The organism is Microbulbifer thermotolerans (genome assembly GCF_900112305.1).
Classification (GTDB): Bacteria; Pseudomonadota; Gammaproteobacteria; order Pseudomonadales; family Cellvibrionaceae; genus Microbulbifer; species Microbulbifer thermotolerans.
Genome location: NZ_FOKT01000008.1, coordinates 158486 through 183992, shown reverse-complemented (window position 1 = coordinate 183992; position 25507 = coordinate 158486). Strand labels below are relative to the sequence as shown.

The 25507-nt window shown below is 57.3% G+C and carries 21 protein-coding genes; 15 read left to right on the top strand and 6 right to left on the bottom strand.

Going from position 1 to position 25507, the window contains the following annotated elements; translation table 11 throughout:
- Nucleotides 1–222: 222 nt before the first annotated feature.
- Nucleotides 223–1695, bottom strand: a complete 1473-nt coding sequence (locus BM155_RS14000; protein ID WP_067152800.1) for an aminoacyl-histidine dipeptidase — start codon at nucleotides 1693–1695, stop codon at nucleotides 223–225.
- 143 nt (nucleotides 1696–1838) lie between these two features.
- Nucleotides 1839–3785: a VacB/RNase II family 3'-5' exoribonuclease gene (locus BM155_RS13995; protein ID WP_074903767.1), complete on the bottom strand. Its 1947-nt coding sequence runs from the start codon at nucleotides 3783–3785 to the stop codon at nucleotides 1839–1841.
- Nucleotides 3786–4136: 351 nt separating this feature from the next.
- Between BM155_RS13995 and BM155_RS13990 the strand changes: the two genes are divergently transcribed.
- Complete coding sequence (locus tag BM155_RS13990) at nucleotides 4137–5213, top strand: Glu/Leu/Phe/Val dehydrogenase dimerization domain-containing protein (protein WP_074903764.1); 1077 nt, start codon at nucleotides 4137–4139, stop codon at nucleotides 5211–5213.
- A 219-nt stretch (nucleotides 5214–5432) separates the two neighbouring features.
- A complete protein-coding gene (locus BM155_RS13985; protein WP_082817422.1) occupies nucleotides 5433–8249 on the top strand; it encodes a M16 family metallopeptidase in 2817 nt (938 codons plus the stop codon).
- Nucleotides 8250–8349: 100 nt separating this feature from the next.
- Here BM155_RS13985 and BM155_RS13980 read toward each other — a convergent pair whose 3' ends face one another.
- On the bottom strand, nucleotides 8350–8964 hold the full coding sequence (locus BM155_RS13980) for a glutathione S-transferase family protein (protein WP_074903762.1): 615 nt from the start codon (nucleotides 8962–8964) through the stop codon (nucleotides 8350–8352).
- A 304-nt stretch (nucleotides 8965–9268) separates the two neighbouring features.
- On the opposite strand from BM155_RS13980, the gene BM155_RS13975 reads away from it, so the two are divergent.
- Nucleotides 9269–10588 (top strand): metal-dependent hydrolase family protein, encoded by a 1320-nt coding sequence (locus tag BM155_RS13975; RefSeq protein ID WP_067152808.1) that lies wholly within the window; start codon nucleotides 9269–9271, stop codon nucleotides 10586–10588.
- Nucleotides 10589–10660: 72 nt separating this feature from the next.
- Here BM155_RS13975 and BM155_RS13970 read toward each other — a convergent pair whose 3' ends face one another.
- A complete protein-coding gene (locus BM155_RS13970; RefSeq protein WP_067152810.1) occupies nucleotides 10661–11371 on the bottom strand; it encodes an SIMPL domain-containing protein in 711 nt (236 codons plus the stop codon).
- Nucleotides 11372–11465: 94 nt separating this feature from the next.
- Complete coding sequence (locus BM155_RS13965) at nucleotides 11466–12629, bottom strand: hypothetical protein (RefSeq protein ID WP_074903760.1); 1164 nt, start codon at nucleotides 12627–12629, stop codon at nucleotides 11466–11468.
- A gap of 79 nt (nucleotides 12630–12708) precedes the next feature.
- Here BM155_RS13965 and BM155_RS13960 point away from each other — a divergent pair, with 79 nt between their 5' ends.
- The 10 genes from BM155_RS13960 to BM155_RS13915 all read left to right on the top strand — a co-directional run bounded on the left by BM155_RS13960 (nucleotide 12709) and on the right by BM155_RS13915 (nucleotide 23306).
- On the top strand, nucleotides 12709–13149 hold the full coding sequence (locus BM155_RS13960; protein ID WP_067152814.1) for a VOC family protein: 441 nt from the start codon (nucleotides 12709–12711) through the stop codon (nucleotides 13147–13149).
- 64 nt (nucleotides 13150–13213) lie between these two features.
- Nucleotides 13214–14320, top strand: coding sequence for a patatin-like phospholipase family protein (locus tag BM155_RS13955; RefSeq protein WP_074903758.1), 1107 nt, complete (start codon nucleotides 13214–13216; stop codon nucleotides 14318–14320).
- Complete coding sequence (locus tag BM155_RS13950) at nucleotides 14317–14988, top strand: GntR family transcriptional regulator (RefSeq protein WP_067152818.1); 672 nt, start codon at nucleotides 14317–14319, stop codon at nucleotides 14986–14988. Before BM155_RS13955 ends, BM155_RS13950 begins: the two co-directional genes overlap by 4 nt.
- A 2-nt stretch (nucleotides 14989–14990) precedes the next feature.
- Nucleotides 14991–15299 carry a DUF6122 family protein gene (locus tag BM155_RS13945; RefSeq protein WP_067152820.1) on the top strand — a complete coding sequence of 103 codons (309 nt, stop codon included), beginning with the start codon at nucleotides 14991–14993 and terminating at the stop codon, nucleotides 15297–15299.
- A 542-nt stretch (nucleotides 15300–15841) separates the two neighbouring features.
- Nucleotides 15842–17194, top strand: coding sequence for an aspartate aminotransferase family protein (locus BM155_RS13940; RefSeq protein ID WP_067152823.1), 1353 nt, complete (start codon nucleotides 15842–15844; stop codon nucleotides 17192–17194).
- Between the two features lie 35 nt (nucleotides 17195–17229).
- Nucleotides 17230–18615: a glutamine synthetase family protein gene (locus BM155_RS13935; RefSeq protein ID WP_067152825.1), complete on the top strand. Its 1386-nt coding sequence runs from the start codon at nucleotides 17230–17232 to the stop codon at nucleotides 18613–18615.
- Between the two features lie 384 nt (nucleotides 18616–18999).
- Complete coding sequence (locus BM155_RS13930) at nucleotides 19000–19845, top strand: OmpW/AlkL family protein (RefSeq protein ID WP_175487806.1); 846 nt, start codon at nucleotides 19000–19002, stop codon at nucleotides 19843–19845.
- Between the two features lie 274 nt (nucleotides 19846–20119).
- Nucleotides 20120–21463 carry a glycosyltransferase family 4 protein gene (locus BM155_RS13925; protein ID WP_067152829.1) on the top strand — a complete coding sequence of 448 codons (1344 nt, stop codon included), beginning with the start codon at nucleotides 20120–20122 and terminating at the stop codon, nucleotides 21461–21463.
- Nucleotides 21463–22236 carry a class I SAM-dependent methyltransferase gene (locus BM155_RS13920; protein WP_083421208.1) on the top strand — a complete coding sequence of 258 codons (774 nt, stop codon included), beginning with the start codon at nucleotides 21463–21465 and terminating at the stop codon, nucleotides 22234–22236. The genes BM155_RS13925 and BM155_RS13920 overlap by 1 nt, the downstream gene beginning before the upstream one ends.
- Before the next feature lie 11 nt (nucleotides 22237–22247).
- Nucleotides 22248–23306 carry a prenyltransferase/squalene oxidase repeat-containing protein gene (locus BM155_RS13915; protein ID WP_074903755.1) on the top strand — a complete coding sequence of 353 codons (1059 nt, stop codon included), beginning with the start codon at nucleotides 22248–22250 and terminating at the stop codon, nucleotides 23304–23306.
- Nucleotides 23307–23413: 107 nt separating this feature from the next.
- Here BM155_RS13915 and BM155_RS13910 read toward each other — a convergent pair whose 3' ends face one another.
- Nucleotides 23414–24031 carry a class I SAM-dependent methyltransferase gene (locus BM155_RS13910; RefSeq protein ID WP_074903853.1) on the bottom strand — a complete coding sequence of 206 codons (618 nt, stop codon included), beginning with the start codon at nucleotides 24029–24031 and terminating at the stop codon, nucleotides 23414–23416.
- Between the two features lie 131 nt (nucleotides 24032–24162).
- Here BM155_RS13910 and BM155_RS13905 point away from each other — a divergent pair, with 131 nt between their 5' ends.
- Together BM155_RS13905 and BM155_RS13900 are read left to right on the top strand one after the other, a co-directional pair.
- Nucleotides 24163–24885 carry an acyltransferase gene (locus BM155_RS13905; RefSeq protein WP_067152833.1) on the top strand — a complete coding sequence of 241 codons (723 nt, stop codon included), beginning with the start codon at nucleotides 24163–24165 and terminating at the stop codon, nucleotides 24883–24885.
- A gap of 50 nt (nucleotides 24886–24935) precedes the next feature.
- Complete coding sequence (locus tag BM155_RS13900) at nucleotides 24936–25448, top strand: shikimate kinase (RefSeq protein WP_067152835.1); 513 nt, start codon at nucleotides 24936–24938, stop codon at nucleotides 25446–25448.
- Nucleotides 25449–25507: the final 59 nt, after the last annotated feature.

Below are 25507 nucleotides of genomic sequence, written 5' to 3'. Positions count from 1 at the left end.
AGGCTCTGATTTATTTTTAGAATACTGTAGCGAATTTAGTGTGCTCAGACAATGAGGCACTTCCTTGTATCCACCGCTTTGGGGGGCTATCCCATTGCTTGAGAGACTTATCCGGGGCTGAAAAATCGCAGGACGCAAATTTATCAGAACCACCGTTGTTGTCAGGGGAAATGCAAAAGGTCCAGCGGATTCTTTCCGCTGGACTTATTGCTTGTGCTCCGATCAGTCTTTGGCGGGAATGGCTTGCACCACTTGCAAGAGATATTCCCAAAAGTTAGCCACGCTCTGAATATGCACCCGCTCCTCTGGTGAGTGGGCCCGGCGGATGGTGGGGCCGAAGGAGACCATATCCCAGTGCGGGTAGGGTTTGGCGAGGAGGCCGCACTCAAGGCCGGCGTGAATGACTTTTACCTCCGGCTCTTCGCCGGTCATTTCCCGGTAGATACTTTTCATTACTGCCAGCAGTGGCGACTGGGGATTCGGCTTCCAGCCGGGGTAGGCGTTGTCCAGCGAGGTTTCGGCGCCGGCCAGTTCAAAGGCGGCGGCGACATTGAGGCCGTGCTGGTCTCGGGCGCTGTCGGACAGGCTGCGCACCAGGCTCTGGATGTGCACTTGGCTTTTTCCGTCCGCAGTTTCCGTCACTACCCGGGCGAGGTTGTTGGAAGTGTCGGCAATGCCTTCCAGCGCGGTGCTCGGGCGTTCCACGCCGTTGGGGCAGCAGCGGATGGCGCGGATCAATTTTTGCTGGGTGTCGCGGTCCATCACAGAAGCGGGCATTTCCGCCGCATCCAGTGAAATGGTCAGCCCGCTTTCGTTGTCGAATTCGGCAATGATGTCCAGTGTTTCCCGCTGGGTGATTTGCACTAGCAAGGCAGCCTTGTCCGCCGGTACGGTCACAACACTGAATGACTCCCGCGGTATGGCGTTGCGCAGGCTGCCGCCATTGAGAGCGGCGATACGCAGATCGGCGATAGCGCGATTGGCCGCATCGAGAATGCGGTTGGCTATTTTATTCGCGTTGCCCCGTCCTTTATCTATGTCCAGGCCGGAGTGACCGCCTCTCAACCCGCGAACGCTGAGTTCGAAGGCCAAGTGCCCCTCAGGCACCGGTTCCGCTGAGTAGGGCAGCAGTGCATTGATATCCACGCCGCCGGCACAACCGATATACAGTTCTCCCTCACCCTCCGCATCCAGGTTCAGCAGCAGTTCTGCTTCGAAGTGGCCCGGTTGCAGATGCTTGGCTCCGGTCATGCCCGCCTCTTCGTCGATAGTGAGCAGGGCTTCGAGCGCGGGGTGGGGAATATCGGTGCTCTCCAAAAGAGCGAGTATGGCGGCCACGCCGATGCCGTTGTCAGCGCCCAGAGTGGTGCCGGTGGCGGTAACCCACTCACCGTCAATGCGCGGGCGAATTGGGTCTTTCAGAAAGTCGTGGTCGGAGTCGGCGTTTTTCTGCGGCACCATGTCCAGGTGCCCCTGCAGGGCAAGAGTTTTACGGTCCTCCATTCCCGGCGTGGCAGGTTTTTTAATAATGACGTTGCCGATTTCGTCCTGCTTCACTTCCAGCCCGCGCTCCCTACAGAAGTCGAGTACGTGGGCGACCACTTTTTCTTCGTGTTTGGAAGGGTGGGGAATCGCGCAGAGTTTGGAGAAGTGTTTCCACAGAGGTTTGGGGGATAGTTCGGCAATGGATGACATAGTGCTTCCTTTTTATCTGGACCGCCGGATGCAGCGGTCTGGGTTATCGCCGGGCTTTTGGCCCGGGACCGGAATTGTGCCCGTTTACCGAGTTCTGCAGTCCCGGTGCAACCGCATTGGCGCACCGGGGTTCTGCTGGAGGCTTATGCGTTTTCGGTGGCGACCAGTTCCAGGGCAATACGGCGCTTGTCGATATCGACAGCGCTTACCTTCACGGTCACTGGCTGGTCGAGTTTGTAAGTGACTTTGTTGTGGGTCAGTTTGAGGTATTTGCCATCAAACTCGGGCAGGTTTTTCTTGTCGCCATTTAGGCGAACAAAGCCGTCAATGCCATTTTCATCCAGCCTTACGCCGAGGCCTGCGCCGTTGACCTGGGTAATTTTTCCTTCGAAGACCTGGCCTGTCTTGTCTTGCAGATACTGTGCGTAGAGCCACTGCTCCAGGGCGCGGTTGGCCTGGCGGCCGCGGATCAGGCTGTCTTGAAGGGCCTCGACTTGCTCGTCACTCAGAGCCTTGGCCTGCTGACTCTGCGCGGCGGCACGCAGTACCCGGTGGTTGTGCAGGTCGTTGTATTTGCGGATCGGTGAAGTGACAGTGGCGTAGGCTTCCAGGCCCAGGCCCAAGTGAGCGCCGGGTTTGTTGGCGAGCTGGCCGGGGCGCAGCATGCGCTTGAGCACCGCGAGCAGGTCCTGCATTTGCGGTTCGCTGTGGTTCTCCAGATGCTTGACCAGCGCCAGGTAATTGTCCAGTTGGTGCAGATCTTTGTCTGCGTATTCCGGCAGGGTTTCCTTGAGCAGGCTTCTGATTTCACCCATGCGTTCGTCGCGGAAACCTAAATGCACGGAGAAGCAGCCCTTTTGCATCGCTGCGAGCTGGCGCCCGACGGAGATATTGGCGGCGAGCATTGCCTCTTCCACCATGCGCTGGGCGACGTTGCGCTCCTGTTTCTCGATGCGTTCGATTTTGCGCTGTTCGTTCAGGAAGATGGCGTAGTCGGGGCGCTCCTCCATAGTCAGCGAGTGGCTGGCGCGGTAGGCCGTACGCGCTGTGCAGAGGTCGGACAGGTTGCGCAGGCTTTCCTTTTGGTCCTCGGGCACGGCGCTGTCATCGCCTTCGATAAAGTTTGCTACCTGCTCGTAGCTGAGTTTGTGGCGGGAGCGGATGGCCGCGAACTCATAGCGGCTGTCGCCGATGGTGCCGTCGCTTTCGATATCGATATGCAGCACCAGAGCGGGGCGCAGCTCGCCCTGCACCAGTGAAAAGAGGTTTTCACACAGATCGTTGGGCAGCATCGGCAGGGTTTCGCCGGGCAGGTATTGGCTGTGGGCGCGCTTGAATGCCTCTTTATCCAGCGGGCTACCTTCTTCGATCAGGCAGGAGGGATCGGCGATGGCAATGTGTAGGGACCAGCCACTGTCGCGCTTGCTGACGGCAAGTGCGTCATCCATATCCAGTGTGGTCGGGGCGTCGATGGTAACGAAGCCCAGCTCCGAGAGATCTGTGCGCTCGGCGGTGATTGCCTCGATTCGCCCTTTGATTTCTTCCGCCTGCTTCATTGCCGCCGGGCTGAAGCGCTCCGGCAACTGGTGTTGGGCGACCACGTAGGCGTGTTCAATACCGGGCATATCCGGTTTGCCGATGACGGTTTCCACCTTGGCCTGGGCCTTGCCGTCCCGGAACGGGTGGCGGCTGATCTTGCAGGCGATGAACTCCCCCGGCTGCGCCTTGCCACGGGCTTTGGGCGGCAGAAAGATCCAGCGGTTCAGCCCCACTTCACTGGGCTGCACAAAGTGCCCCTGGCCCCGCTGTACATACTGGCCGACAAGGAATTTGAGCTCACTTTCCAGCAGTTCGTCCAGTTCGGCTGACAGCTTGCCTTTGTCCTCTTCGGTAAGGCTGACGCGCACCCGGTCACCGGGAAACACACGCTCCATTTCTGCCGGCGGCAGGAAGGCTTCGCGCCCGTCGTCCAGCACGACAAAACCAAACTTGCCGTTGCTGCCACGTACCCGCCCTTCGGCGAATTCCTTGTTGGAGCGGATGTCGGATTTCAGTTGTTTGAGTTTTTGGAGCGCGTCGGCATTCAGCATTGAAACAGTCTCTGCGGGTCGATTTTGCGCGCGGATTCTACCAGACCCCAGTGAAACGGGGTAACGCGCCAGCGCCGGTTTTCGCTCCGTACGGCGCATTGGTAGCGGCCTGCCGCCGTCGCGGGGACGCCAGGGGCGGTTTGATGACTGGGCCGCAAAGAGCGTTTCCGTGTGGTTGTTTATCCTAAATTGGCTGTTATTGCGTGATGTTTTCGCTTTGATTTGATGTTGGCGAGCAAAATTTGCAAACTCTATCTGCCCCAGGTGGATATAATCTTAGCTTCTTATAAAACAGATAAAGACTGTGGTTGTTCCCCAGCAGTGGAACCGGTCTCCGGAGAGGAACAGTAAATGAGTATTTTTTCCCATCCCGCCTATGACAAGCACGAACAGGTGGCTTTCTGCCAGGACGCCAAAAGCGGCCTGAAGGCGATTATTGCGGTGCACAACACCAATTTGGGACCCTCGCTGGGCGGCTGCCGTATGTGGCCCTATGCGGATGACGGTGAAGCGCTGAACGACGTACTGCGCCTCTCCAGAGGTATGACTTATAAATCCGCTATGGCCGGGCTGAAACTCGGGGGCGGCAAGGCGGTCATCATCGGAGATCCGCGCAAGGAGAAGACCCCTGAGCTGCTGCGCGCTATGGGAGACTTCATCAACACGTTGGGCGGCCGCTATATCACCGCTGAGGATTCCGGCACCAGCGTCGCGGATATGCATATCATCGGTGAGCGAACTCAGTATGTTTCCGGCCTGATCGCCGAGTCGGAGCACGGCGGTGATCCATCGCCCTCTACCGCTTACGGTGTATTTGTCGGCTTGAAGGCGGCGGTGGAGCACCGTTGGGGCAAAAGTGATTTGAGTGGCCTCAAGGTCTCCCTGCAGGGGGTGGGCAATGTGGGCTTCCGTCTGGCCAAGCTGTTGAAGGACGCGGGCGCTGAACTCTTTGTTACAGATATCTTCCAGGACAATATCGACCGCGCTGTCAGCGAGTTGGGCGCAACGGCGGTCAGTGCAGATGAGATCTTCGACCTGGACGTGGATCTCTTCGCCCCCTGTGCCCTGGGTGCCGTACTGAATGACGATACCATTGCCCGCTTAAAAGTGGGGGCAGTGGCTGGCGCGGCAAATAATCAGCTGACGGAGATGCGTCACGCTGCGGCCCTCGGTGAGAAGGGCATTCTGTATGCGCCGGATTATGTCATCAACGCCGGCGGCATTATCGATGTTTATTACCAGCAGCAGGGCGACTACGACCCCGCGCGTGTGAAGGCACATATTGAAACCATCGGCAGCACCATGCAGGAAATTTTCCAGCGCGCGGCCGAGACAGGTGAGACCACTGCGCACGTGGCCGACCGCATCGCGGAAGAGCGTTTTGGTCACGAGGACGCGTCAAAAAACATTGACCCGGCGGCCGCTTGATTATTGAGCGGGCATAAGTCCGTTGAGTCACTCTCTCCCCTGGAGCGATTTGCGTCATCGCTTCTCTTTGAGGTATTTATTTGGGCACTTCGGTGCCCGTTTTTTTGTCTGATACACCGCAATATGGCCAAATGCCCGGTGCTACGCTGACTGAAGTGCTAGAGTCCGCTGTAACGGAAGCCGGCGGCCGCCCGAACTACCTCTGGAGATATCCGATCTATGACACTGCGCAGCATTCTTATCATTTTCCTGTCCCTAGGAGCGCTCTCTCTCGGTGCCTGCGGTAAGCCGGATGAGGGGCGCCATCGTGTACAGGCTGTGGCTGGCGAGTCGGTGGATGGCGCCCGCGCGCAGTCCGACAACCCCGCCTATGTGGCGGCGCCCGAATTGGATATTCCGTTTTATAAGGAGAAGCTGGAGAACGGTCTGACAGTAATTGTGCACGAGGACCACAAGGCGCCAGTGGTGGCGGTCAATATCTGGTATAAGGTGGGCTCAAAGGATGAAGTGCCGGGCAAGACGGGCTTTGCACACCTATTTGAGCACCTGATGTTTAACGGCTCGGAAAACTATCCCGGCGAGTACTTCGAACCCTTTCAGCGCTCCGGTGCCACGGATATGAACGGCACCACCAATAATGACCGCACCAACTATTTCGAGACAGTTCCCACCGGGGCCCTGGATATGGCACTGTGGATGGAGTCTGACCGGATGGGCCACTTCGTGGGGGCGATTACCCAGGAGACGCTGGATGAGCAGCGCGGTGTAGTCAAAAACGAAAAACGTCAGCGCGAAAATACGCCATATGGTCAGGCTTTCGAGCGCATTGCCAGTGGCACCTTCCCGCCGTACCACCCCTATTCGTGGACAACCATCGGCTCCATGGAGGATCTGGACAACGCCAGCCTCGAAGATGTGAAGCAGTGGTTCCGGGACTACTATCAGCCAGCCAACGCAATACTGGTGATCGCAGGTGATATCACTGTCGAAGAAGCCATGGCCAAGGCGCGGCAATACTTCGGGAATATTCCCAGCAGTGGCGTGCAGCCGCGACTGAAAAACTGGGAATTGCCAGTGCAGCCCAATAAGCGCGAAGAGATGTTTGATCAGGTGCCGCAGACCCGCATCTACAAAGTGTGGAATGTTCCGGCGGTCGGCAGCGAGGAAGAGGATGCTTTGGACCTGATCACTTCTCTGCTGGCGAACCGCAAAAACTCGCTGTTATACCGCCGCCTGGTGCGCGATGAGCAACTGGCTACCAGCGTCAGCGCCTTTTATTACGGGCGTCAGCTGGCGGGCCAGCTGATGATTATTGTGGATGTCAAACCCGGTCAGTCGGTAGAAAAAGTGGAGGCAGTGCTGGATGAGTCGCTTTGGGCTTTCGTAAATAATGGTGTGGATGCCCGGGAATTGCGCCGTATCAAGCAGAGTGAATTTGCCAGCTTGGTAAAAGGACTGGAAAAAATCGGCGGCTTCGGAGGCAAAAGCGATATCCTCGCTCAGTCCGAGTTTTACTACGGTGACCCCGGTGCGCTGATAGAAGGCCTGCAGCACTACGCTGGTGTCTCCGCGCAGGAAGTTCAAGCTGTTGCCGCCCGTTGGCTCACACCGGAAAGCTATACCTTGATCATTCGCCCGCGGGAAAAGTATGCCACCTCGGAAAAAAAGGTCGATCGCAGCCGTTTACCGCCGGTGGATAAAAAGGTGGAGCTGGAGTTGCCCAAGCAGGAGTCCTTCACACTCGATAATGGCCTGAAAGTGGTGCTGGCGGAACGCCACGATACGCCGGTCGTGCTGATGAACCTGCAATTCAAAAGCGGCGCGGCTGCCGATGGCGACAAGCCGGGTCTGGCTTCCATGGCCGCAAGCATGTTGAGCGAGGGTGCGGGAGACCTGGATGCGCTGGCGTTCAGCGCGCGCCAAGAGGAGCTGGGGGCCAGCATTGGCACCGGTAGTGGATTGGATTACAACAACATCACTTTGAGTGCCCTCAAAAATCAGCTGGAGCCCTCTCTCGAGCTGTTTGCCAAGGTAGTGCTGGAACCGCTGTTCCCGGAGAAAGATCTTGCTCGGGTTAAGTCCAACCGGCTCGATGCTATTGCCCAGGAGAAGGCGCAGCCGCAGGGACTGGCGTTGCGCACCCTGCCGCCGCTGTTGTTTGGCGACAAGCACCCCTACGGGGCACCGTTGACCGGTTCCGGCACTGTTGAGGGAATTGAAGCAATTGAGCGCGATGACTTGGTGCGCTTCCACAATACCTGGGTGCGCCCGGACAACGCGGTTCTGATCGTTGTCGGTGATGTCACCCGGGAGGAGATCCAGGCGTCGCTGAACCGTGCACTGGCGGATTGGCGGGCGCCAAAAACTGAATTGGCGCGTATCGAGGTGCCGACGGTGAAGCGGCCGCAAAAGACCAGGATCTATTTGGTGGACCGTCCCGGTGCCGAACAGAGCTATATTATGGCCGGCCTGGTGATGCCGCCTTGGCAGCCGCAGGGAGCGGAAGCTTTTGAGGCGATGGCGGCGGTAATCGCCGGCAAATTTACTTCACGGGTGAATATGAACCTCCGTGAAGACAAACACTGGACTTACGGTGCCCGCGCTGTTTCTCTGGACACAGAAGGGCAGCGCCCCTATATCCTCTTTGCACCTGTGCAGACCGACAAGACGGCCCCGGCCATTCTTGAATTGTTGAAGGAATACCGCAGCTTCCTCGGCGATAAGCCGGTCACTGAGCGGGAGTTGGCGGACTACAGAGACGATGAAGTACTCAAGCAGAGTGCTCGCTTCCAGACCAAGGGGCAGCTGCTGTCGAGTATTGCCTGGCAGGTGGAGAAGGGCTTGCCGCCGGAGTATATCTCCGAATATCCACAGCGGGTGGAGGTACTGACGGTGGATGAGGTGGAGTCCTCTGCAAGGCAGTTCCTGCAACCAGATCAATTTACCTGGGTAATCATCGGAGACCTGAGTCGGATACAAAAAGAAGTGGAGGCACTGAATATAGGGCCGGTGGAAGTGCTGTCTCCCGGCGATTAGCTGGGCGCGGGTTGCGCTTGGTAAAAGCAAGGGGCCCCGGCCGGTTTCCCGGCGGGCGCCCCGAAATCAGTTGCTGTAGGTGCAAAGTTGATTTGGCGGCTCAAGCCTTGGCACTGGGGCGTGCGCTCAGTTGTCCATGCCAGCGCGCCAGGTGAGGGTACTTTTCCGGGGCGGGCCGCAATTGCACGACTTTGCCGAAATCCAGTATGCACAGCATGCTGAGATCCGCTACCGATAGGTAATCCCCTACCAAGTATTGGTTATCCGCCAGATGGTGGTCCAGCAAGTCAAAAAATTGCAGTGCCTTCTTGCCGCACTCTTCGCCAAAGTCGGGGAATACTTTCATGCGGTCTTTAAAGAAGCCGGTGCCGTGCTGGAAGCAGCCGCCGATATTCATCATCATGTTCAGATCGGCGCGGCGGTGCCACATTTCTACCAGTGCTTTCTCTTTGGGATCGCGGCCAAAGAGGGGTGGTTCTGGGTACAGCTCTTCGAAATAGCGCTGGATGGCGACGGATTCCGCGATGCAGGTACCGTCGTCCAGTTCCAGCACCGGAACTTTGCCGTTAATGTCCCGGCGCCGGTAATCCTCTGTGAGATTTTCCCCCTTGGTGATGTCCACTTGAACAAACTCGATATTGTCGATGCCTTTTTCCGCCAGGTACATGCGTACCCGGCGACAGTTGGGCGCGCTGGCGAACTCGTAGATTTTCATTGGGTTTCCTCTCGACGCGATTCTTGGGGTGAGCATAAGCTTGGGGTACATTGTACGCTTTGTCAGGGGCTCTGATTCATTCGCTTCCCGGCGGTAAAGATAGTTGGAAGTCAAATGAGCTGTGCGGGTGATGGGCTGCACTTCGAAACTACCTGATACCTGATACAAGAAGGTGCCCGGCGGCGCTAAAGGAAAGTACTCGAGCGCTTTTGAAGAGCGCATAGAGCTGACTACAGCGCTCACGCGAAAGAATCAGAGGTTCGCCTGAACGAACGACTTTAAGAGGGATTAAACGGGTGGGGCAATGACAACAAATACCAAAGGAGGCCACTTCCGCAACCGCGCTGCTGCTCTGTTGCTGGCCTTATTGAGCGGCCTGTGTAGCAGCTTGGCATCGGCGGAATCTACGGCGGTCTATGCGGGAAAACTGTTCGACAGCGAGAGTGGCAAGCTGTTGGAAAATCGCACTATTCATATTGTCGATGGCCGTATCGAGTCGGTGCAGAAAGGGTTTGCCAAGCGCGATCGGGAGCGTTTGGTGGATCTGCGCAACTACACAGTGTTGCCGGGGCTGATGGATATGCACACCCATCTGGCCTATGAGTATGGCCCGCGGACCTATATGGAGCCCTTCACCTGGAATCCAGCGGATTACACTTTGCGTGCCGTGGATACGGCGCGGCGCACTCTGCGGGCCGGGTTTACCACGGTGCGGGATCTGGGTGACAGCGACAATGTCACCATCAGTCTGCGCAAGGCGATAGAGGCCGGCACCATTGAAGGTCCGCGGATTTTTACCGCTGGCAAGGCCATCGCTACCACCGGTGGTCACGCCGACCCCACCAACAGCTTCCGTTACGACCTGATGGGTAGTCCCGGCCCCGCGGATGGCGTTATCAACGGTCCGGTCAGTGCTCGCGAGGCCGTGCGGCAACGCTATAAGGACGGTGCCGATTTGATCAAGATCACCGCGACCGGTGGTGTATTGAGTGTGGCCAGGAGCGGCCAGAATCCGCAGTTTATGCAGGATGAACTGGAGGCTATTGTCGCCGCGGCGAGGGATTACGGCTTTACAGTGGCGGTACACGCCCACGGCAAAGAAGGGATGGATCGCGCCATACGCGCGGGTGTCGACTCCATTGAGCACGGCACCTATATGGATGGGGAAACCATTGAGCTGATGCGGCGCCACAACGTCTGGTATGTGCCCACACTACTGGCGGGTGAATGGGTTACACAGAAAGCTATGCTGGACGGTTTTTTCCCCGAGGTGGTGCGGGGAAAAGCGTCCACCATAGGCCCACTGCTTCAAAACACCTTCGCCGATGCCTACAAGCGCGGCGTGAAAATTGCCTTTGGTACCGATAGTGGTGTCAGCCGGCACGGCGACAATGCGCGTGAATTCGCCCTGATGGTGGCCGCTGGTATGACCCCTGCAGACGCCATCCGCAGCGCCACCTGGAATGCGGCGCAGCTGCTAAAAATGGGGGATGAGCTGGGGAGTATCAGTGAAGGTAAGAGAGCGGATATTGTCGCGGTAAGTGGTAACCCGTTGGAAGATATCACTGAGTTGCAGCGGGTGGCCTTCGTGATGAAGGACGGAAAAATTTACAAGGCCCCATGACGCTACTACGCGCTTGCAATATTTCTTGATAAGGTCCGGAAGCCCTGAGTAATCAGCGCTTCCGGGCCACAGTTATCGCAATTCGAATACCAGGTCCAGGTTGACGGACAGGGTGGTTTCTCCGGGGGCTACCGGTGTGGCCGCGCTGTCTTTTGCCGCCGCTATCTCCGCGCGCATCATCGGCATTGGTTGGGGGATACGGCCTCCTTGTTCTGAAATGCTGACGATACGGCGCACCCTCATGTCTAGCGCTTTGGCGTAGGTTTCCGCTCGGGCGCGGGCTATGTCCAGTGCCCGCTTGCGCGCTTCGGCCAACACCGGTTCCGGCTCGCCGATTTCCAGGCTGGGCCCGTGGATTTGGTTGGCGCCGGCTGCGGCCAATGTGTCCAGCACCTCGCCCAGCGCCGGCAGATCGCGCACCTTGATACTGACGGTATTTCTAGCCTGGTAGCCGGTGATTTGGGGTTTGCGGCCCTGTTGGTAGTCATAACGCGGCGACAGGCTGATGCCACTGGTTTGTACATCTTTTTCGTCGATGCCGGCTTTTTTGATCGCCTTTATCAGTTTGTCCATTTGCGTGGCGTTATCGCGCATAGCTTGCTCGCTGTCTTCCGATTCAGTGACCACGCCCGCCGAAATGTTGGCTACATCTGGTGCTTGACTTGCCTCGCCGGTTGCGGAGATGGAAATGAGAGTGCCGCGCTCGGCCGGGGAGCGGTCGCCGCCGCAGGCAGTGGCCAGCAGGGTGAACAGGGCGATGGTGGACAATTTGACAACCTTCATGACGTTTTCCTTGTGGGTTGCAGTGAAAATTTTGTGACAAACAGAAGGCGGAACAGTAACCTCCGTTAGCTGAACAGGCACTGAGCGGGTTGCGTCAGCCGAATACCCGCCGGTAATCTTCCGCTTCGCCGTGATAGATCGCAAAGCCCAGGCGCAGTAACCGCTGGCGTCGGTCGCACAGTACCCCGCGGGATTCGAGTTCCCGCTGCAGCTGTTCCGATTTTTCCCCGCTGCCGCAGTCGAAGGCAAAGAAATGGCCGTGGCCGTTTTCCAGATCGTGACAGATGAGGTTGCTCCGGTTCAGAAGCGGGTGATGGGCTTGGTCCATCGCGGTGAGAAAGCGCCGCTGTGCGGCCAGTACATAGGAATGAATTTTTTCTACGGTGATGCCCTCGCGCTCGAACAGCTCGAAGACCGCAAGGCCTTTGTAAAGGGCTGAGTAATCCATGGTGGCGCCGGCAAAACGCAGCCAGTTGTCGTCAAACTGGACTCTGCCACTGCGGTTTTCCAGCTCCGTTAATTCGGCGAACCAGCCGGTATTCAAGGGGCGCAGTTGGCAGTTGGCGGGAATGGTCATAAAGCACAAACCTTCGCCGGCACCGAGGTATTTGTAGGAACCTGCGGTAAAGTAGACCTTGTCCGCGGCTTCGCTAAGATCAATGGGCAGGGCGAAAAAAGCGTGGTAGCCGTCGATAACAAATTCTGTGGATTGCGGTTTGCGCGCGGCGATCTTGAGCAGTTGGGGAAACTCGACGCCGGAATCAAAGAAAACCAAGCTCGCGTAGGCCAGTTGGTAGTCACCACGCTGGAGTTCCCGCTCGAAGCGGGCGGCCAGGGTAGCGTAGGGTTCTTTGGCAACGCGGGTGACTTCGATCGTTGGCAGCTCCTCCAACCGCTGCAGTTGACGGGCGAAGCTGTAGAATTCGCCATCGGTGGTGAGAATGCGCAGCGGCTTGGTCAAATCGAAGGCGCTGATCAAGCGGAAAACCAACTCGTGGGTATTGGGCGCTATAGCGACCCGGTCGGGGGCTGGTAAACGCAGGGTGCGCGCCACCGCAGCTTGCCAGGCCGGGATCTTCTTCTCGAACAGAAGGCGCCACTTGTCATCGGCCAGCATAGCGGCGTCGCGCCAATACTGTTGCGCTGCTTCGAAGGTCACGTCCGGCCAGTAGTGGTGGGAGTGGCACGCCATGTGCAGCGGGTTTTCAAAGCGGCTGCACTGGGATTGTAAAAATTGTCGATAGTATTTTTGATACATTTGGTTTTGGCGCCGGCAAACCGAGTGTAATAAATTGTTGCCGGCATTTTAGATGGTGACGGATAGAAGGAGTAGTACTGTGGAATATCTGCACACGATGGTGCGAGTTTCGGATCTGGATGAGTCTTTGGAGTTTTATTGCAACAAACTGGGGTTGCAGGAGGTCAGCCGCAAGGATTACGAAAAGGGCCGCTTTACGCTGGTGTTCCTGGCCGCTCCGGGCGATGCGGAAACTGCGCGGGAGAAGCTGGCGCCCTGCCTTGAACTCACATACAACTGGGACCCGGAAACCTATACCGGGGGACGCAATTTTGGCCATTTGGCCTACCGGGTGGATAATATCTACGCAACTTGTCAGCAGCTGATGGATAAGGGTGTCACCATTAACCGTCCGCCGCGGGACGGTCATATGGCGTTTGTGCGTTCCCCGGACGGCATTTCCATTGAGTTGTTGCAGAAAGGTGAGCCGCTGGAACCGCAGGAGCCCTGGGCATCCATGGAAAATACCGGCGAGTGGTAAGCATACCGGCAGGAGTGCTTGCAGGGGCGGGCGCAGTGCCCGTCCGCAAGGTTAGAGAAAGGCAGTGAAAAGATCTAATTGCGTATTACTGGCCGGTAAATCGGCAGCGGATCGCATCCGCGCGGAGGGGTTGCGCCAGGAGCAGTTCTCCACTCTGGTGGGGGCTTCCGGAGGGCCCAAGTGGCTGGTGATCAGTCAGCTTGACAGGGTGCTTATAGGAGAGTTTTTCAAGGGGCGCAGTCGGCCCATCGTAACTCTTGGTTCATCCATAGGCAGTTTCCGCAACCTGTGCTATGCGATGGAGGACTCCCTGGGCGCTCTGGAGCGCCTCGAGTACGGCTATATCAACCAAACTTATGCCTCCGCAAAACCCGCGCCCGCGGAGATCACCGCTGCCGCTGAGAAGATCCTTAAAGAAGTTCTGGGGCGGGGAGGGGCACGAGAAGTCGCGGAAAACCGCCTCTGGCACAGCCACTTTGTCACTGTGCGAGGGCGCGGCCTTCTGGCCAGCGAGCGGCGCGCACTGCTGGCGCCGGCGCTCCTTGCCTCAATGCTGGCAAACGCCCTGTCCAGAGACAGCTTGAGTTGCTTCTGGGACAGGGTGGTATTCCACTCGGGCAGCGCCGCCGGTGTTCGTTTCGACAAGCTGCGAACGATCAATGCGGCGCTATCGGAGGAAAATGTCTGCGATGCCGTATTGGCCAGTGGCTCGATTCCGCTGGTAATGGCCGGGGTGCAAAATCCACGGGGGGCGCCAGCGGGCAACTATCGCGATGGCGGTATCACCGACTATCACTTCGATCTGCGCTTCGAGCATCCGGAGGGGCTGGTCTTTTATCCGCACTTTTTCCCTTTTCTTGTGCCAGGTTGGTTTGATAAAAGCCTGCCTTGGCGCCGCGTCAGGGGGGATGCCATGGAAAACACATTACTGGTAGCGCCGTCCCCGGCGTTCGTTGCTCGCTTGCCCTACGGCAAGATTCCTGACCGCAACGACTTCTACCAGCTCGGCACCGATGAACGGTTGAAGTACTGGAATACCGTGGTGGATATGGGCAGGCGGGTGGCTGATGACTTCTATGAGCTCTGGCAGACGGGGGCCGTCGCCGATCACTTGATCGAAGTTGGGCGAGATGAAAGTCCTCACAAGCTGTCGCAGGTGGCAGCCATATGAGTGGTGCGCGGGAACTGGGAGTGTCCCAGGAGGAATTCCGTACCACCCAGGAGTGGGTCTACCACCAGGTGCGGGAGGCTATTCTGCGTGGAAAATTTTTGCCTGGCCATCCAGTCACGATTCGCGGGCTGGCCGCGGAGCTCGGCTGCAGTCCCATGCCGGTACGCGAGGCGCTGCGCCGCCTTACCTCCGAGCGTGCGCTGGAGTTGTCGGACACGCGGCGGGTGACGGTGCCCACTATGACCCCGGAAAAGCTGGCCGAGATTTGCGCGGCGCGGGTGGCGCTCGAGTGCCAGGCCGCGGAGCGGGCACTGCCCTATGTGGGCCCGGACGAGCTGGAACGGCTGCGCAGTCTGGACGACCGGGTCAGTGCGGCGCTTGCGGATGGAGATACGGAAGCGTATGTCACCGCTAATTTGGAGTTCCACTTCACCCTGTACCGTCTAGGTCGACCGCATATCATCCTGTCCTTGATAGAGAGTCTGTGGCTGCAGACGGCGCCTCTGCAGCACCTGGTTTTCCGGCGCTTTGGCGTGCAGGAACTGCCCGACCGGCACCGGGATCTTCTCGAGGCCATCTCCGCTGGTGACCCCGTGCGGGTGCGCACCGCCATCCGTCAGGATATCGAGGAGGGGCTTGGCTCCATCTCTGCAGAAGAGCTTTTATAACGATGTTTGCATATCTCCATATTGCCTTGCACTTTCTTGTGCCGGTGGGCATTGCCTGGTTTTTCTTCCGCACGGACTGGAAAAGGGCCGCGTTGATCATGCTCGCCGCCAATCTGGTCGATTTGGACCATTTTCTCGCCAGTCCCGTGTACGACCCTAACCGCTGCAGTATCAACTTTCATCCGTTACACAAGATGCTGCCGATCTCTCTTTACGGTGCCATGATGTTTCTGCCCTGGAAGCCGGTGCGCTACCTGGGGATCGGTCTGGTTACCCATATGTTGCTGGATGCCTTGGACTGTGGTGTCTAAAGGGCTGCTTGGCCTCTGTGGGCGCTGAAGTTGGTTTCTCGGCGCTCAAGCCATGCGCTTGTCGAAAAGGCGCTGGTGTCCCCTTGTCACTTGTATCCCCCTAGGGAACCTCTGATTAATTCGCGTGAACCTAGTGGTAGGTTCCGGGGCGCTCAGACAATAGGACGGACATTTCGAAAGCGCACGAGTATTTCCCTGTAGCTCCGTCGGATACCGCCTTGTATCCGACGGTTTCGAAATGTCCGTCCTACCACCTGAGCTTCACATCCGCCCTCGAAGAACCTCTGCCACCAGGAAATGAATTAATCAGAGGCTCCCTAGCTGCTGATTGCAAAGCTTTTATCTCCGTCACCGGTGCCTCTTACCCAACAGCGGAACCAGTGCGTGCGGTTCCGGCAGATCTTGCGCTCCGCCCGAACCCGCCCCTAAAATGTGATCACAAACGGGCCGGGCTGGACTTGGCCGCCGTGAATGACTGATGACGAATCGCATAGAGGCCGGCCCGTTGCCGGTCGTTGCAGCCAGATAGCCAGGAGTGAGCAATGAACAAGAGCGAACTGCAACAACAGGACCGGGAGCACTTACTGCACCCCTTTACCGATTTCCACGAGCTGGGTGAGCAGGGCACCCGGGTGATCACCGGTGCCGAGGGGGTCTATATCACCGATATCGATGGTCACAAAATGCTCGATGGCATGTCCGGCCTTTGGTGCTGTAACCTCGGCTACAGCCGCAGGGAAATTTCCGATGCCATCTATGAACAGCTGAATACCCTGCCTTTCTACAACAGCTTCTTCCAGTGCACCACCGTCCCATCTATTGAGCTGGCGGATGCATTGGCGGCAGTGGCTCCGGCGCACATGAATAATGTCTTCTTCACCGGCTCTGGCAGTGAGGCGAACGATACCAATCTGCGCATTATCCGCCGTTACTGGGACTTGATGGAGCGGCCCGAGAAGCGAATTGTTATTTCACGCAAAAATGCTTACCACGGTTCCACCATCGGCGGTGCCAGCCTGGGAGGCATGAGCGGCATGCACAAGCAGTTTCAGGCCCTGGACTATATTGAGCACATCCAGCAGCCGTACTGGTTTGGTGAGGGTGGGGATATGTCCCCGGAGGAGTTTGGCGTTTACGCTGCCCGCTGTCTGGATGAAAAAATCCAGGAGCTGGGGCCCGAAAACGTGGCGGCTTTTATTGCCGAGCCCATCCAGGGGGCCGGCGGCGTAATTATTCCTCCGGAAACCTATTGGCCGGAAGTAAAGAAGGTGCTGGATCAGTACGGCGATATCCTTCTGGTAATGGATGAAGTGATCTTTGGCTTCGGCCGCACCGGTGAATGGTTCGGCGCCGATTACTATGGCATGCAGCCGGATCTTATGACTTTCGCCAAGGCGGTGACCAACGGGTATTTCCCGCTCGGCGGCACCATGGTGGGGGACCGTGTGGCGGAGGTGATCAAAGCCAAGGGCGGAGAGTTCACCCACGGCTACACTTATTCCGCGCACCCGGCGGCCTGTAAAGCCGGTTTGGCGACTATCAATATCCTGCGCAACGAGAAGATCATTGAAAACGTGCGCGAAAATACCGCCCCTTATCTGGCCAAGCGCTGGGCGGAACTGGCGGATCATCCGATTGTTGGTGAGGCGCGCAGCCTCGGTCTGGTGGGTGCGCTGGAACTGGTCAAGGACAAGTCCAGCCGCGCGCGCTTCGACGACAAGTGCACTGCTGGCGGCGTCTGCCGGGATCTGAGCATCAAAAACGGTCTGGTCATGCGGGCTACTGGCGATACTATGATCATTGCTCCGCCGCTGATTCTGACTAAAGAGCAGGTGGACGAGCTGGTGGAAAAAGCCCGCCGGGCACTGGATGATACAGCCAAGGCACTGGCGTAATGGTCCCGGGATCGGGGACACCGAAAAGGCAATTTATGTCTACAGAAAAAGAACTTGCTCCGCAGACAGGGTTATTGCAGCAATCGCGGCGTTTCCTTGATGAACACTCCGAGCTGAAATGGATTGAGGGCTTTGTGTTCGATATCAACGGCGTGCCCCGTGGCAAATGGCTGCCCGCGGCGTCGGCGGAGAAGCTGCTCAAGGGCGGCCTGCAAATGCCGCGCAGTGCGGTCAGCCTGGATATCTGGGGGCGGGATATTGAAAACAGCCCGTTGGTGTTTGCCAGTGGCGACAGCGACGGGGTCTGTATCCCGGTATCCCCAATCTGCCTGGCACCCTGGCACCGGGAGGCGACGGCACAGCTGCATATGCAGCTGCATGAGGCGGATGGCTCCCCCCTCTATGCAGATCCACGCACCCAGCTGCAGCGGGTGGTGGAGAAATTGAAGGCGCTGGGATATACGGCGGTGTGTGCCACCGAGTTGGAATTTTATCTGCTGCGGGAAGAAGTAGATCACTTGGAGCGGCCGCGACCGGTCAGTGACAATGACGCTGACTTGGTGCCCTCCACCGATGTCTATGATTTGTCCGAGCTGGATGCCCAGCGGCATTTCTTCGCCGATGTGCGCGCAGCCTGTGTGGAGCAGGGGATTCCCGCGGATTCAATTCTCTCCGAGTGCGCTCCGGGGCAGTTTGAGATCAATCTGTTGCACAGTGCCGATGCGGTGCAGGTCGCCGACCAGACGCTGTTGTTCAAGCGTCTGCTCAAAGGGGTGGCGCGCAGCCACGGACTGCGCGTCAGCACCATGGCCAAACCGTTTGGCGGGCAGGCCGGCAACGGTATGCATGTGCACCTGAGTTTGGTCGACAGCCGCGGCAAGAATGTCTTCGATGACGGCAGTGAGCGGGGGTCCGATTTGTTGCGTCACGCTGTTGCTGGCATGCTGGCCAGCGCCAATGATGCTATGGCCTTCTTTGCGCCGCACAGCAACTCATACCGCCGTTTTCAGGAAAGTTCGCATGCGCCGCTCAACCTGTGCTGGGGTTACGACAACCGCACGACCACACTGCGTGTCCCGGCGAGCCAGCCCGAAGCGCGCCGTATCGAGCACCGCATCGCCGGTGCCGATACCAATCCGTATCTGGTGCTGGCGGCGATTCTCGCCGCTGTTTGTCACGGGCTCGAGCACAAGCTGGAGCCGCCGGAAGCGGTCGAGGGCGATGCTTATCAGGTGGAGAGTGAACAGCTCATCAATACCTGGAGCGGTGCGCTCGACCGCTTTGCACGCAGTGCCCTGTGGAAGGAATATCTTGACCCGCGGTTTGTCGAGCTATTCCTATTGTTGAAACACCAGGAGCTGGCGGAGATTGGCGCGCGCGTTACAGACGTGGAGTATCAGAGCTACCTGCACCGGGTGTGAAATTGGTGGCTTTCAGCTATTCGCTGCCTTCGCTGTGTATTGCGCAGGCCCCGGACATCGGATCCCTGCAGATGTTGGACTAGTGAGTCGGTCCGCAATAGCCTGGGAAACGGCTTTAGCGACAAGCGAGGCAGGGTGGAGCATCCTCTGCTATACCTAGTTTAAGCGCGTGACGCGCTTGAGACTCTCCTCCTGAAAGTGTGTTCGAGAAAGCTGGCCCGCCTCTTGGCGGGCATTTTTTTACTGCAGAAATTTGACGGTATTTCTTTCCTCAATTTTACTGGGGACTTGATGCGCTTGGCTGCAGTCGGAAACAGCCTGCCTATACTGGAGGTAGCCGCAGCGGCGGCAAAGGAGCTTTTGAGCGTTACAAGGAGTTGCCCCATGAGATTGAAGTCCCTCCTAGTCCCACTGGCAATGGCGGTTTTCACCGGCCTTGCCGCCCCATCGGTGCTGGCGGGTCCTTCCGGTTACCCGGTTCAGGCGCCGCCTCAAGGGATATACACCGCCGGTACCGTTTTAGTGCGCATTGGCGCTGCTTACATAGAGCCAGACAATAAGGATGTATACGAGGGTACTCAGTCTTTCCTCGTGGAGGATCCGTCCGGTGATGTTGTCGGTGAGGTGCCGGTAGACGTGTTTACCAGAGTGAACCTGGACGACGATACCACCTGGTATATCAGCGGTGTCTGGTTACCGATAGAACACTTTGGCCTGGAGTTGTACTTTGCAGCCGATGGCAGCCACGATGCGTCACTTTTTTCGTCGGCTCGAAGTGAGGGGGCTTTTGTCGGTGATTTTTCTACGGGAATTAGCGATTTTGACAGCTATACGACCAGCCTGTATGCCAATTGGTATCCAATGGACCCGACATGTTTGATACAGCCTTATGTGGGTATTGGCGTCAGTTATGTCGATTTCGAGGATGAATTTATCCGACCGGTGTTCCGAGCATTTGGGGAAGAATTTGGAGTACTCCGTCTCGGCAGCGACTTCAATTGGTCCGCGCAGGTAGGTGTGGATTTTAACTTTGGCCGCGACAATGGTTGGTTGATCAATCTCTCTGCAATGTACGTGAAGTCCGACCCCAGTCTCGAATTGGGCTACGATACCACGACTCAGCCGGCTGGATTTGGTGAGTCGGTAGTGCTTCCGGTACGTATCCGCAGTGATCTGGACTTCGATCCGTGGATAATCAATCTGGGGGTGGGTTACCGCTTTAGCTTCTAGGCGCCGTTTTACACTCCGGCAGCCGGGGCGGCCTGCACTACCACTGTGTAGCTGCGGTTCGCGACGGCGCCGTGATTTTGCTGGCCGGGCGGGCACCCGCACTTTGCCGGGCGGTCGGAGAGCGCCACCTGAGGTGACTGAAAGGTGAAGGAATCGCCTGTTCGGTATTAGCAGTGTTCCATTAATGTGAATTATTTCCTTCTGGCAGTCATTTCTGCACCAGTGTATTCTTCGCACTCGCCATCGGCACCATAACAACGCAAATGGGGAATTCATGACCGCCTTGGAGAATTGTGCAGACGGTCTGCCGGCCGCGGACACGCGGCCGCTGAAAATATGCCTGCTGGGATATCGCAGTCACCCGTACTGCGGAGGTCAGGGAATCTACCTTCACTATCTGAGTAAAGCGCTGGTAGAGGCCGGCCACTCGGTGGATGTGATCTCCGGCCAGCCTTATCCGGAACTGGACCCGCGTGTAAAGCTTATCAAGATGCCGGGCCTGAACCTCTTTGAGGTGGAAAACCCGACCCGCGCTCTGCGCTGGCGGCATCTCTTGTCCTGGACAGATTTCTACGAGTGGTGGACCAAGCTGAGTGGCGGCTTCGCCGAACCCTACACGTTCGGCCGGCGCGCGGCAAAATATCTGCGCCAACACGGCCATCGCTACGACATAGTGCATGATAACCAATCTCTCTGCTACGGACTGCTCAATATAGAAAAGAGCGGTTTGCCGGTTGTCGCCACTATCCATCACCCGATTACCCGCGACCGCCAGCTGGCGCTGGAGGCAGCGCCCGATTGGCGCTATCGCCTGCTGGTGCGTCGCTGGCACAGCTTCCTGAATATGCAAATAAAGGTGGCGCGGAAGCTGCGCAACATAGTTACCGTTTCGCAGCAGTCTAAGCGGGATATTATCGATCAATTCGGTGTGCAGCCTGAGCAGATTCGGCTTATCTACAACGGTATAGATACCGATGTATTCAAGCCCCAACCCCAGATTCAGCGCAGGACACAGCGGATTATGACCACCGCTTCAGCGGATCAGCCGCTCAAAGGCCTGCGTTTTTTGCTCCAGGCAGTGGCTCAGTTGCGCCACAGTCAGCCGGAGCTTGAGTTGCTGGTAGTGGGACGGTTGCAGAAGGGGGGCGCTACCGAACAGCTCTTGCATCAATTGGGACTGCAGGATGCGGTGCACTTTGTTTCCGGTATTTCCAACCAGCAAATGGTGGACTACTACGCGAGTGCCAGCGTGGTGGTATGCCCTTCACTTTACGAGGGCTTTGGGCTGCCGGCTGGGGAGGCCATGGCCTGTGGTGTGCCGGTGATTTCCAGCGATGGCGGCGCGCTGCCGGAAGTTGTCGGCGATGCGGGCATCATTGTGCCTGCCGGAGACAGCGCGGCGCTGGTGCGAGCTCTGAAAAAATTACTGTCTGACGACAAACTCCGCGCGGAGCTTGGTGAGAAGGGCCGACAGCGTATAGAGCAGCAGTTCTCTTGGCGCTTGGCCGCAGCGCACTTGGTAAATTATTACCGCGAGATACTGGGGCAGAAAAAAATTAAATCACTGCCGTTGCGGGAGCGAGGGGCCGCCGGGAACAGTCGTGTGGAGGCTGCTTGATGATCACAGTGGAGCCGCAAAGACTGCACTTACAGCCGGGGCAGAAAGTATTGGATCTAGGGTGCGGGGAGGGGCGCCATGCAATTCACTTATGGCTTTCCGATGCAGTGGATGTTGTCGGGGTTGACCTCAATTTTACCGATGTACGCACAGCCTGTGACCGCGCCCGGCCATTTGCTGAAAATGCGACCCCTCCCGGACGATTACTTCTCGGCGTCGCCGACGGGCAGCAGTTACCCTTTGCAGATAATACCTTTGATGTGGTGATTTGCTCGGAAGTGTTGGAGCATATCGAGGATTACCGCGGGTTGCTGGCGGAAATCGACCGGGTTTTGAAGCCTGCGGGCGTTTTCTCCGCAAGTGTGCCCGCATTTTTTCCCGAGTGGATCTGTTGGCGCCTGAGCGACGAATACCATCAGGTGGAAGGTGGCCATATCCGTATTTTTCGTGAGCGGGTACTGCGCGGCAGTATTGAGGACCTGGGGCACCGCCTTTACTTCCGGCACAAGGCGCATGCTCTGCACTCCCCTTATTGGTGGCTGAAATGCCTGCTCTGGCACAAGCCGGAGTCCAGAGTCCTTGCGGCGTACCACAAGCTGTTGGTGTGGGACATGATGCAAAAACCGCGGCTGACCCGTGTCTTGGAGCGGCTACTGAATCCCCTGTTGGGCAAGAGCATTGTCTTGTATTTTGTGAAGCCCCGCGATTGTGAAACGGCTGGTGCCGAATACCCTCGAGCGGGTGCTTCTGTTGCAGTGGAGGGGCGGTCTTGAACGGTCTCACAATGCCCGCCCTTGTTCCTACAGAATTTTTTCCGGCAGGATTTGTGCGTGACAGTGCTCGATATATTCTGGCACGTCAGCAAACTGACGGCGCCATACCCTGGTTCGATGGCCATTATGCGGACCCATGGGATCATGTGGAAGCGGCCATGGGGCTCAGTATCGCTGGTGAATTTGCCGCGGCGGAAAAGGCCTACCGCTGGCTGGCGGACAACCAGTTGCCCGACGGCAGTTGGTGGGTAGCCTATAAAAACGGTAGGGCACACAACACCGAACGGCGGGAAAGTAATTTTGTTGCCTATATTGCCACGGGTATTTGGCATCATTATTTAATTAGTGGCGACGAAGCATTCTTGCGGCGCTACTGGCCCGTGGTTGAGCGCGCGGTGGATTTTGTACTCGGCTTGCAGACGGAGCACGGAGAAATTCACTGGGCCGTTGACACTGATGGACGCCCTTTGCTGGACGCGTTGATCACCGGCTGTTCCTCCATTTATAAGAGTCTGGAGTGTGCGCTCAATATCGCGCACCGCCTCGGTTGTTCCCGCCCCCGTTGGATGCACGCCAGACGGGCACTTGGTTTTGCCCTACGAGAGAAGCCACAGCGTTTTGATCGCACTTGGGAGAGCAAAGCGCGCTTCTCGATGGATTGGTTTTATCCGGTGTTGACTGGTGTGTTCTCCGGCGCTGCTGCGCGCGCGCGCCTACAGAAAAAATGGGATGAATTTGTGGTTGCTGGCCTCGGCTGCCGTTGTGTAAACGACGAGCCCTGGGTGACGGTGGCAGAGAGTTGTGAGTTGACCATGGCGCTGCTGGCGGTGGGAGAGCGCGGTCGTGCGGCGAAACTTTACCGTGGCTTGCACCGCTGGCAAGACAGGGATGGCGGTTACTGGACGGGTTATGTCTACCGGGATATGGCCATCTGGCCGGAGGAGAAAACCACCTGGACAGTGGGTGCCATGTTACTTGCCGCTGACGCCCTGGCCGGACTGACGCCGGCAAGTAAACTTTTTACTTCTGTGCGGCTGTTGCAGGACCCTGCGCTGGTGGCGCTGAGCTAGCGAGTTTCTGCAAATACGCCTGAGGACTGTGGATAGTTTCGGACCGCTCCTGTGTCTGAAACACTTTTTGTAGGGAGCGGCCCGGGTGCGAACGAATCCGGGGCCCTTCAGATCCTCCGCAGAATTCCGAGAGTATCCACCATCTCCACCAGTTCGAATTGTGCTGATGCCAGGGCCATTTTGTAGATTTCATAGGGCGCCTGTCCGCCGTCGGCGGGATCGGGGAATATATCGTGAATGGCGAGGTAGCCACCGGGCACAATGTGGCGGGACCAACTGCGGTAGTCTGTCATGGCCGCTTCGAGCGAGTGTCCGCCGTCGATAAATACCAGGCCCAGGGGGGTGTTCCAGCAGCGCGCAGCTACCGCGGAAGGCGCAACGATGGGTGCCACCCAGTTTTCGAGGTGCGCCGCTCGGATATTTTCGCGGAAGGTGCGAAAGCTATCCATGAGCTGCGTGTTTTTGTCGAACAAATCGGGGTCGTGGTATTCCTCGCCTGGTTGATGTTCTTCTGAGCCGCGGTGGTGATCCACTGCAAACAGTACCCTGTCTGTCAGTTTGCACGCTGAGGCGAGATAAATTGTGGATTTACCACAGTAACTGCCCACCTCCAGGCTGGGACCAAGACTGCTGGCTTCTGCAGCTAAGTGATAGAGGGCTTCTCCCTCGCGGGCGGCGAGAAAACCTTTGATATTGTGAATATTTATTGGCAGTTTGAGAGACATGGTATACCGCTCTTTTTTTTCAGTGGCGCACACACTAAACCGCATGGAGAGGAAATGCAATTGTGTTTCCAAATGCGCGTTGTTTTCCGTGAGCGTGCATAATATGCCGGGATTAATCAGAGGAGTTTAAGATGCGCAGGGATCATAAGCCCTACTGGTTAAAGCGCTGGCAATATAAGTTGCGAAAATGGCGTGCGCGGTATTTTTTATTGCCGCAATTTGATTCCGTGGGGAAGGATCCGGAAATTATGAATCCAGGTTCGGTGCACGTATTTGGTGGGAATATCCGTTTGGGAGATTACCCGCATCTGATTTCCACGCCGGACAATTGTATCCGCCTGACTACATTGGGCCACAAGGGCGCGGATGCTTTTATCACAATCGGTGATTATGTGCTGATTTCCCCCGGTGTGCGAATTTCCGCAGCTGAATCGATCGCCATTGGCGACGCCTGTATGATTGCTGCCAATGTCTACATTTCCGATTCCGACTGGCATGGGTTGTACAATAGAACACGACCTTTCCGCTGTACGGCACCCGTGAGCCTGGGTAATAACGTTTGGGTGGGGGACAGTGCAATAATTTGCAAGGGAGTTCATATTGGAGACAATTCGGTTGTCGGCGCGGGTAGCGTGGTGACAAAAGACGTGCCCGATAATACTGTGGTGGCTGGCAACCCCGCCCGCGAGATCAAAAAGCTCAATCCCCGCCGGAGAATGATCACCCGCGAGGCCTTGTTCGCTGACGCCTTCCGCCAGGCTCACAATATGGATGCGCTGGATAAGATGCTACTGGATGGCAATTCGCTTTGGGGGTGGTTGCGCTCGCTGGTATTGCCGAGGCGGGGCGATTGATGGTTGCAGCAGTAACTGACTGCCCGCCGGGCAAGTAATAGAATAGCCAAATGAAGAAATACAATAGCATCGTATTAATCGGTATGCCGGGTGCCGGCAAGAGTACTTTGGGAGTATTGCTGGCCAAAGAGCTGGCATTGGATTTTGTCGATACCGACATGTTGATCCAGCTGCGGGAGGGTAAGACGCTTCAGGAGATCATTAATGAGAGCGATTATTTGAATCTGCGCCGCATAGAGGGAGAGGTGATTGCGTCTGCCGATCTGCCAAATCATGTGATTGCTACCGGCGGCAGTGCCGTGTATAGCGAGGAGGGAATGGCCAACTTGAAGCGGTTCGGGCCCGCGATTTTCCTGAATTGTTCTGCAGAGGAGTTGCGCCGGCGTATTCACAATTATGAACAGCGCGGTATCGCCAAGGCGCCGGGGCAGTCGTTCGAGGAATTGTTCGCCGAGCGGCAGGCGCTGTACCGCAAGTATGCGGATATTACCGTTGATTGCGATGGCAGAAGTCTGCAGCAAGTGCTGGATCAAGTATGCAGGGAGCTGGAGGCCCGGATCTAGGTGGCAAGGCCTGTGCACGGACCGGGCCCCGCCGATACTGGCGGGACCTTTACCTCGGT

Excerpts from the sequence above, each read along its gene's own strand:
- BM155_RS14000 (WP_067152800.1), bottom strand. The coding sequence starts at position 1,695 with ATGTCATCCATTGCCGAACTATCCCCCAAACCTCTGTGGAAACACTTC.
- BM155_RS13995 (WP_074903767.1), bottom strand. The coding sequence starts at position 3,785 with ATGCTGAATGCCGACGCGCTCCAAAAACTCAAACAACTGAAATCCGAC.
- BM155_RS13990 (WP_074903764.1), top strand. The coding sequence starts at position 4,137 with ATGAGTATTTTTTCCCATCCCGCCTATGACAAGCACGAACAGGTGGCT.
- BM155_RS13985 (WP_082817422.1), top strand. The coding sequence starts at position 5,433 with ATGACACTGCGCAGCATTCTTATCATTTTCCTGTCCCTAGGAGCGCTC.
- BM155_RS13980 (WP_074903762.1), bottom strand. The coding sequence starts at position 8,964 with ATGAAAATCTACGAGTTCGCCAGCGCGCCCAACTGTCGCCGGGTACGC.
- BM155_RS13975 (WP_067152808.1), top strand. The coding sequence starts at position 9,269 with ATGACAACAAATACCAAAGGAGGCCACTTCCGCAACCGCGCTGCTGCT.
- BM155_RS13970 (WP_067152810.1), bottom strand. The coding sequence starts at position 11,371 with ATGAAGGTTGTCAAATTGTCCACCATCGCCCTGTTCACCCTGCTGGCC.
- BM155_RS13965 (WP_074903760.1), bottom strand. The coding sequence starts at position 12,629 with ATGTATCAAAAATACTATCGACAATTTTTACAATCCCAGTGCAGCCGC.
- BM155_RS13950 (WP_067152818.1), top strand. The coding sequence starts at position 14,317 with ATGAGTGGTGCGCGGGAACTGGGAGTGTCCCAGGAGGAATTCCGTACC.
- BM155_RS13945 (WP_067152820.1), top strand. The coding sequence starts at position 14,991 with ATGTTTGCATATCTCCATATTGCCTTGCACTTTCTTGTGCCGGTGGGC.
- BM155_RS13940 (WP_067152823.1), top strand. The coding sequence starts at position 15,842 with ATGAACAAGAGCGAACTGCAACAACAGGACCGGGAGCACTTACTGCAC.
- BM155_RS13935 (WP_067152825.1), top strand. The coding sequence starts at position 17,230 with ATGTCTACAGAAAAAGAACTTGCTCCGCAGACAGGGTTATTGCAGCAA.
- BM155_RS13930 (WP_175487806.1), top strand. The coding sequence starts at position 19,000 with ATGAGATTGAAGTCCCTCCTAGTCCCACTGGCAATGGCGGTTTTCACC.
- BM155_RS13925 (WP_067152829.1), top strand. The coding sequence starts at position 20,120 with ATGACCGCCTTGGAGAATTGTGCAGACGGTCTGCCGGCCGCGGACACG.
- BM155_RS13920 (WP_083421208.1), top strand. The coding sequence starts at position 21,463 with ATGATCACAGTGGAGCCGCAAAGACTGCACTTACAGCCGGGGCAGAAA.
- BM155_RS13915 (WP_074903755.1), top strand. The coding sequence starts at position 22,248 with ATGCCCGCCCTTGTTCCTACAGAATTTTTTCCGGCAGGATTTGTGCGT.
- BM155_RS13910 (WP_074903853.1), bottom strand. The coding sequence starts at position 24,031 with ATGTCTCTCAAACTGCCAATAAATATTCACAATATCAAAGGTTTTCTC.
- BM155_RS13905 (WP_067152833.1), top strand. The coding sequence starts at position 24,163 with ATGCGCAGGGATCATAAGCCCTACTGGTTAAAGCGCTGGCAATATAAG.
- BM155_RS13900 (WP_067152835.1), top strand. The coding sequence starts at position 24,936 with ATGAAGAAATACAATAGCATCGTATTAATCGGTATGCCGGGTGCCGGC.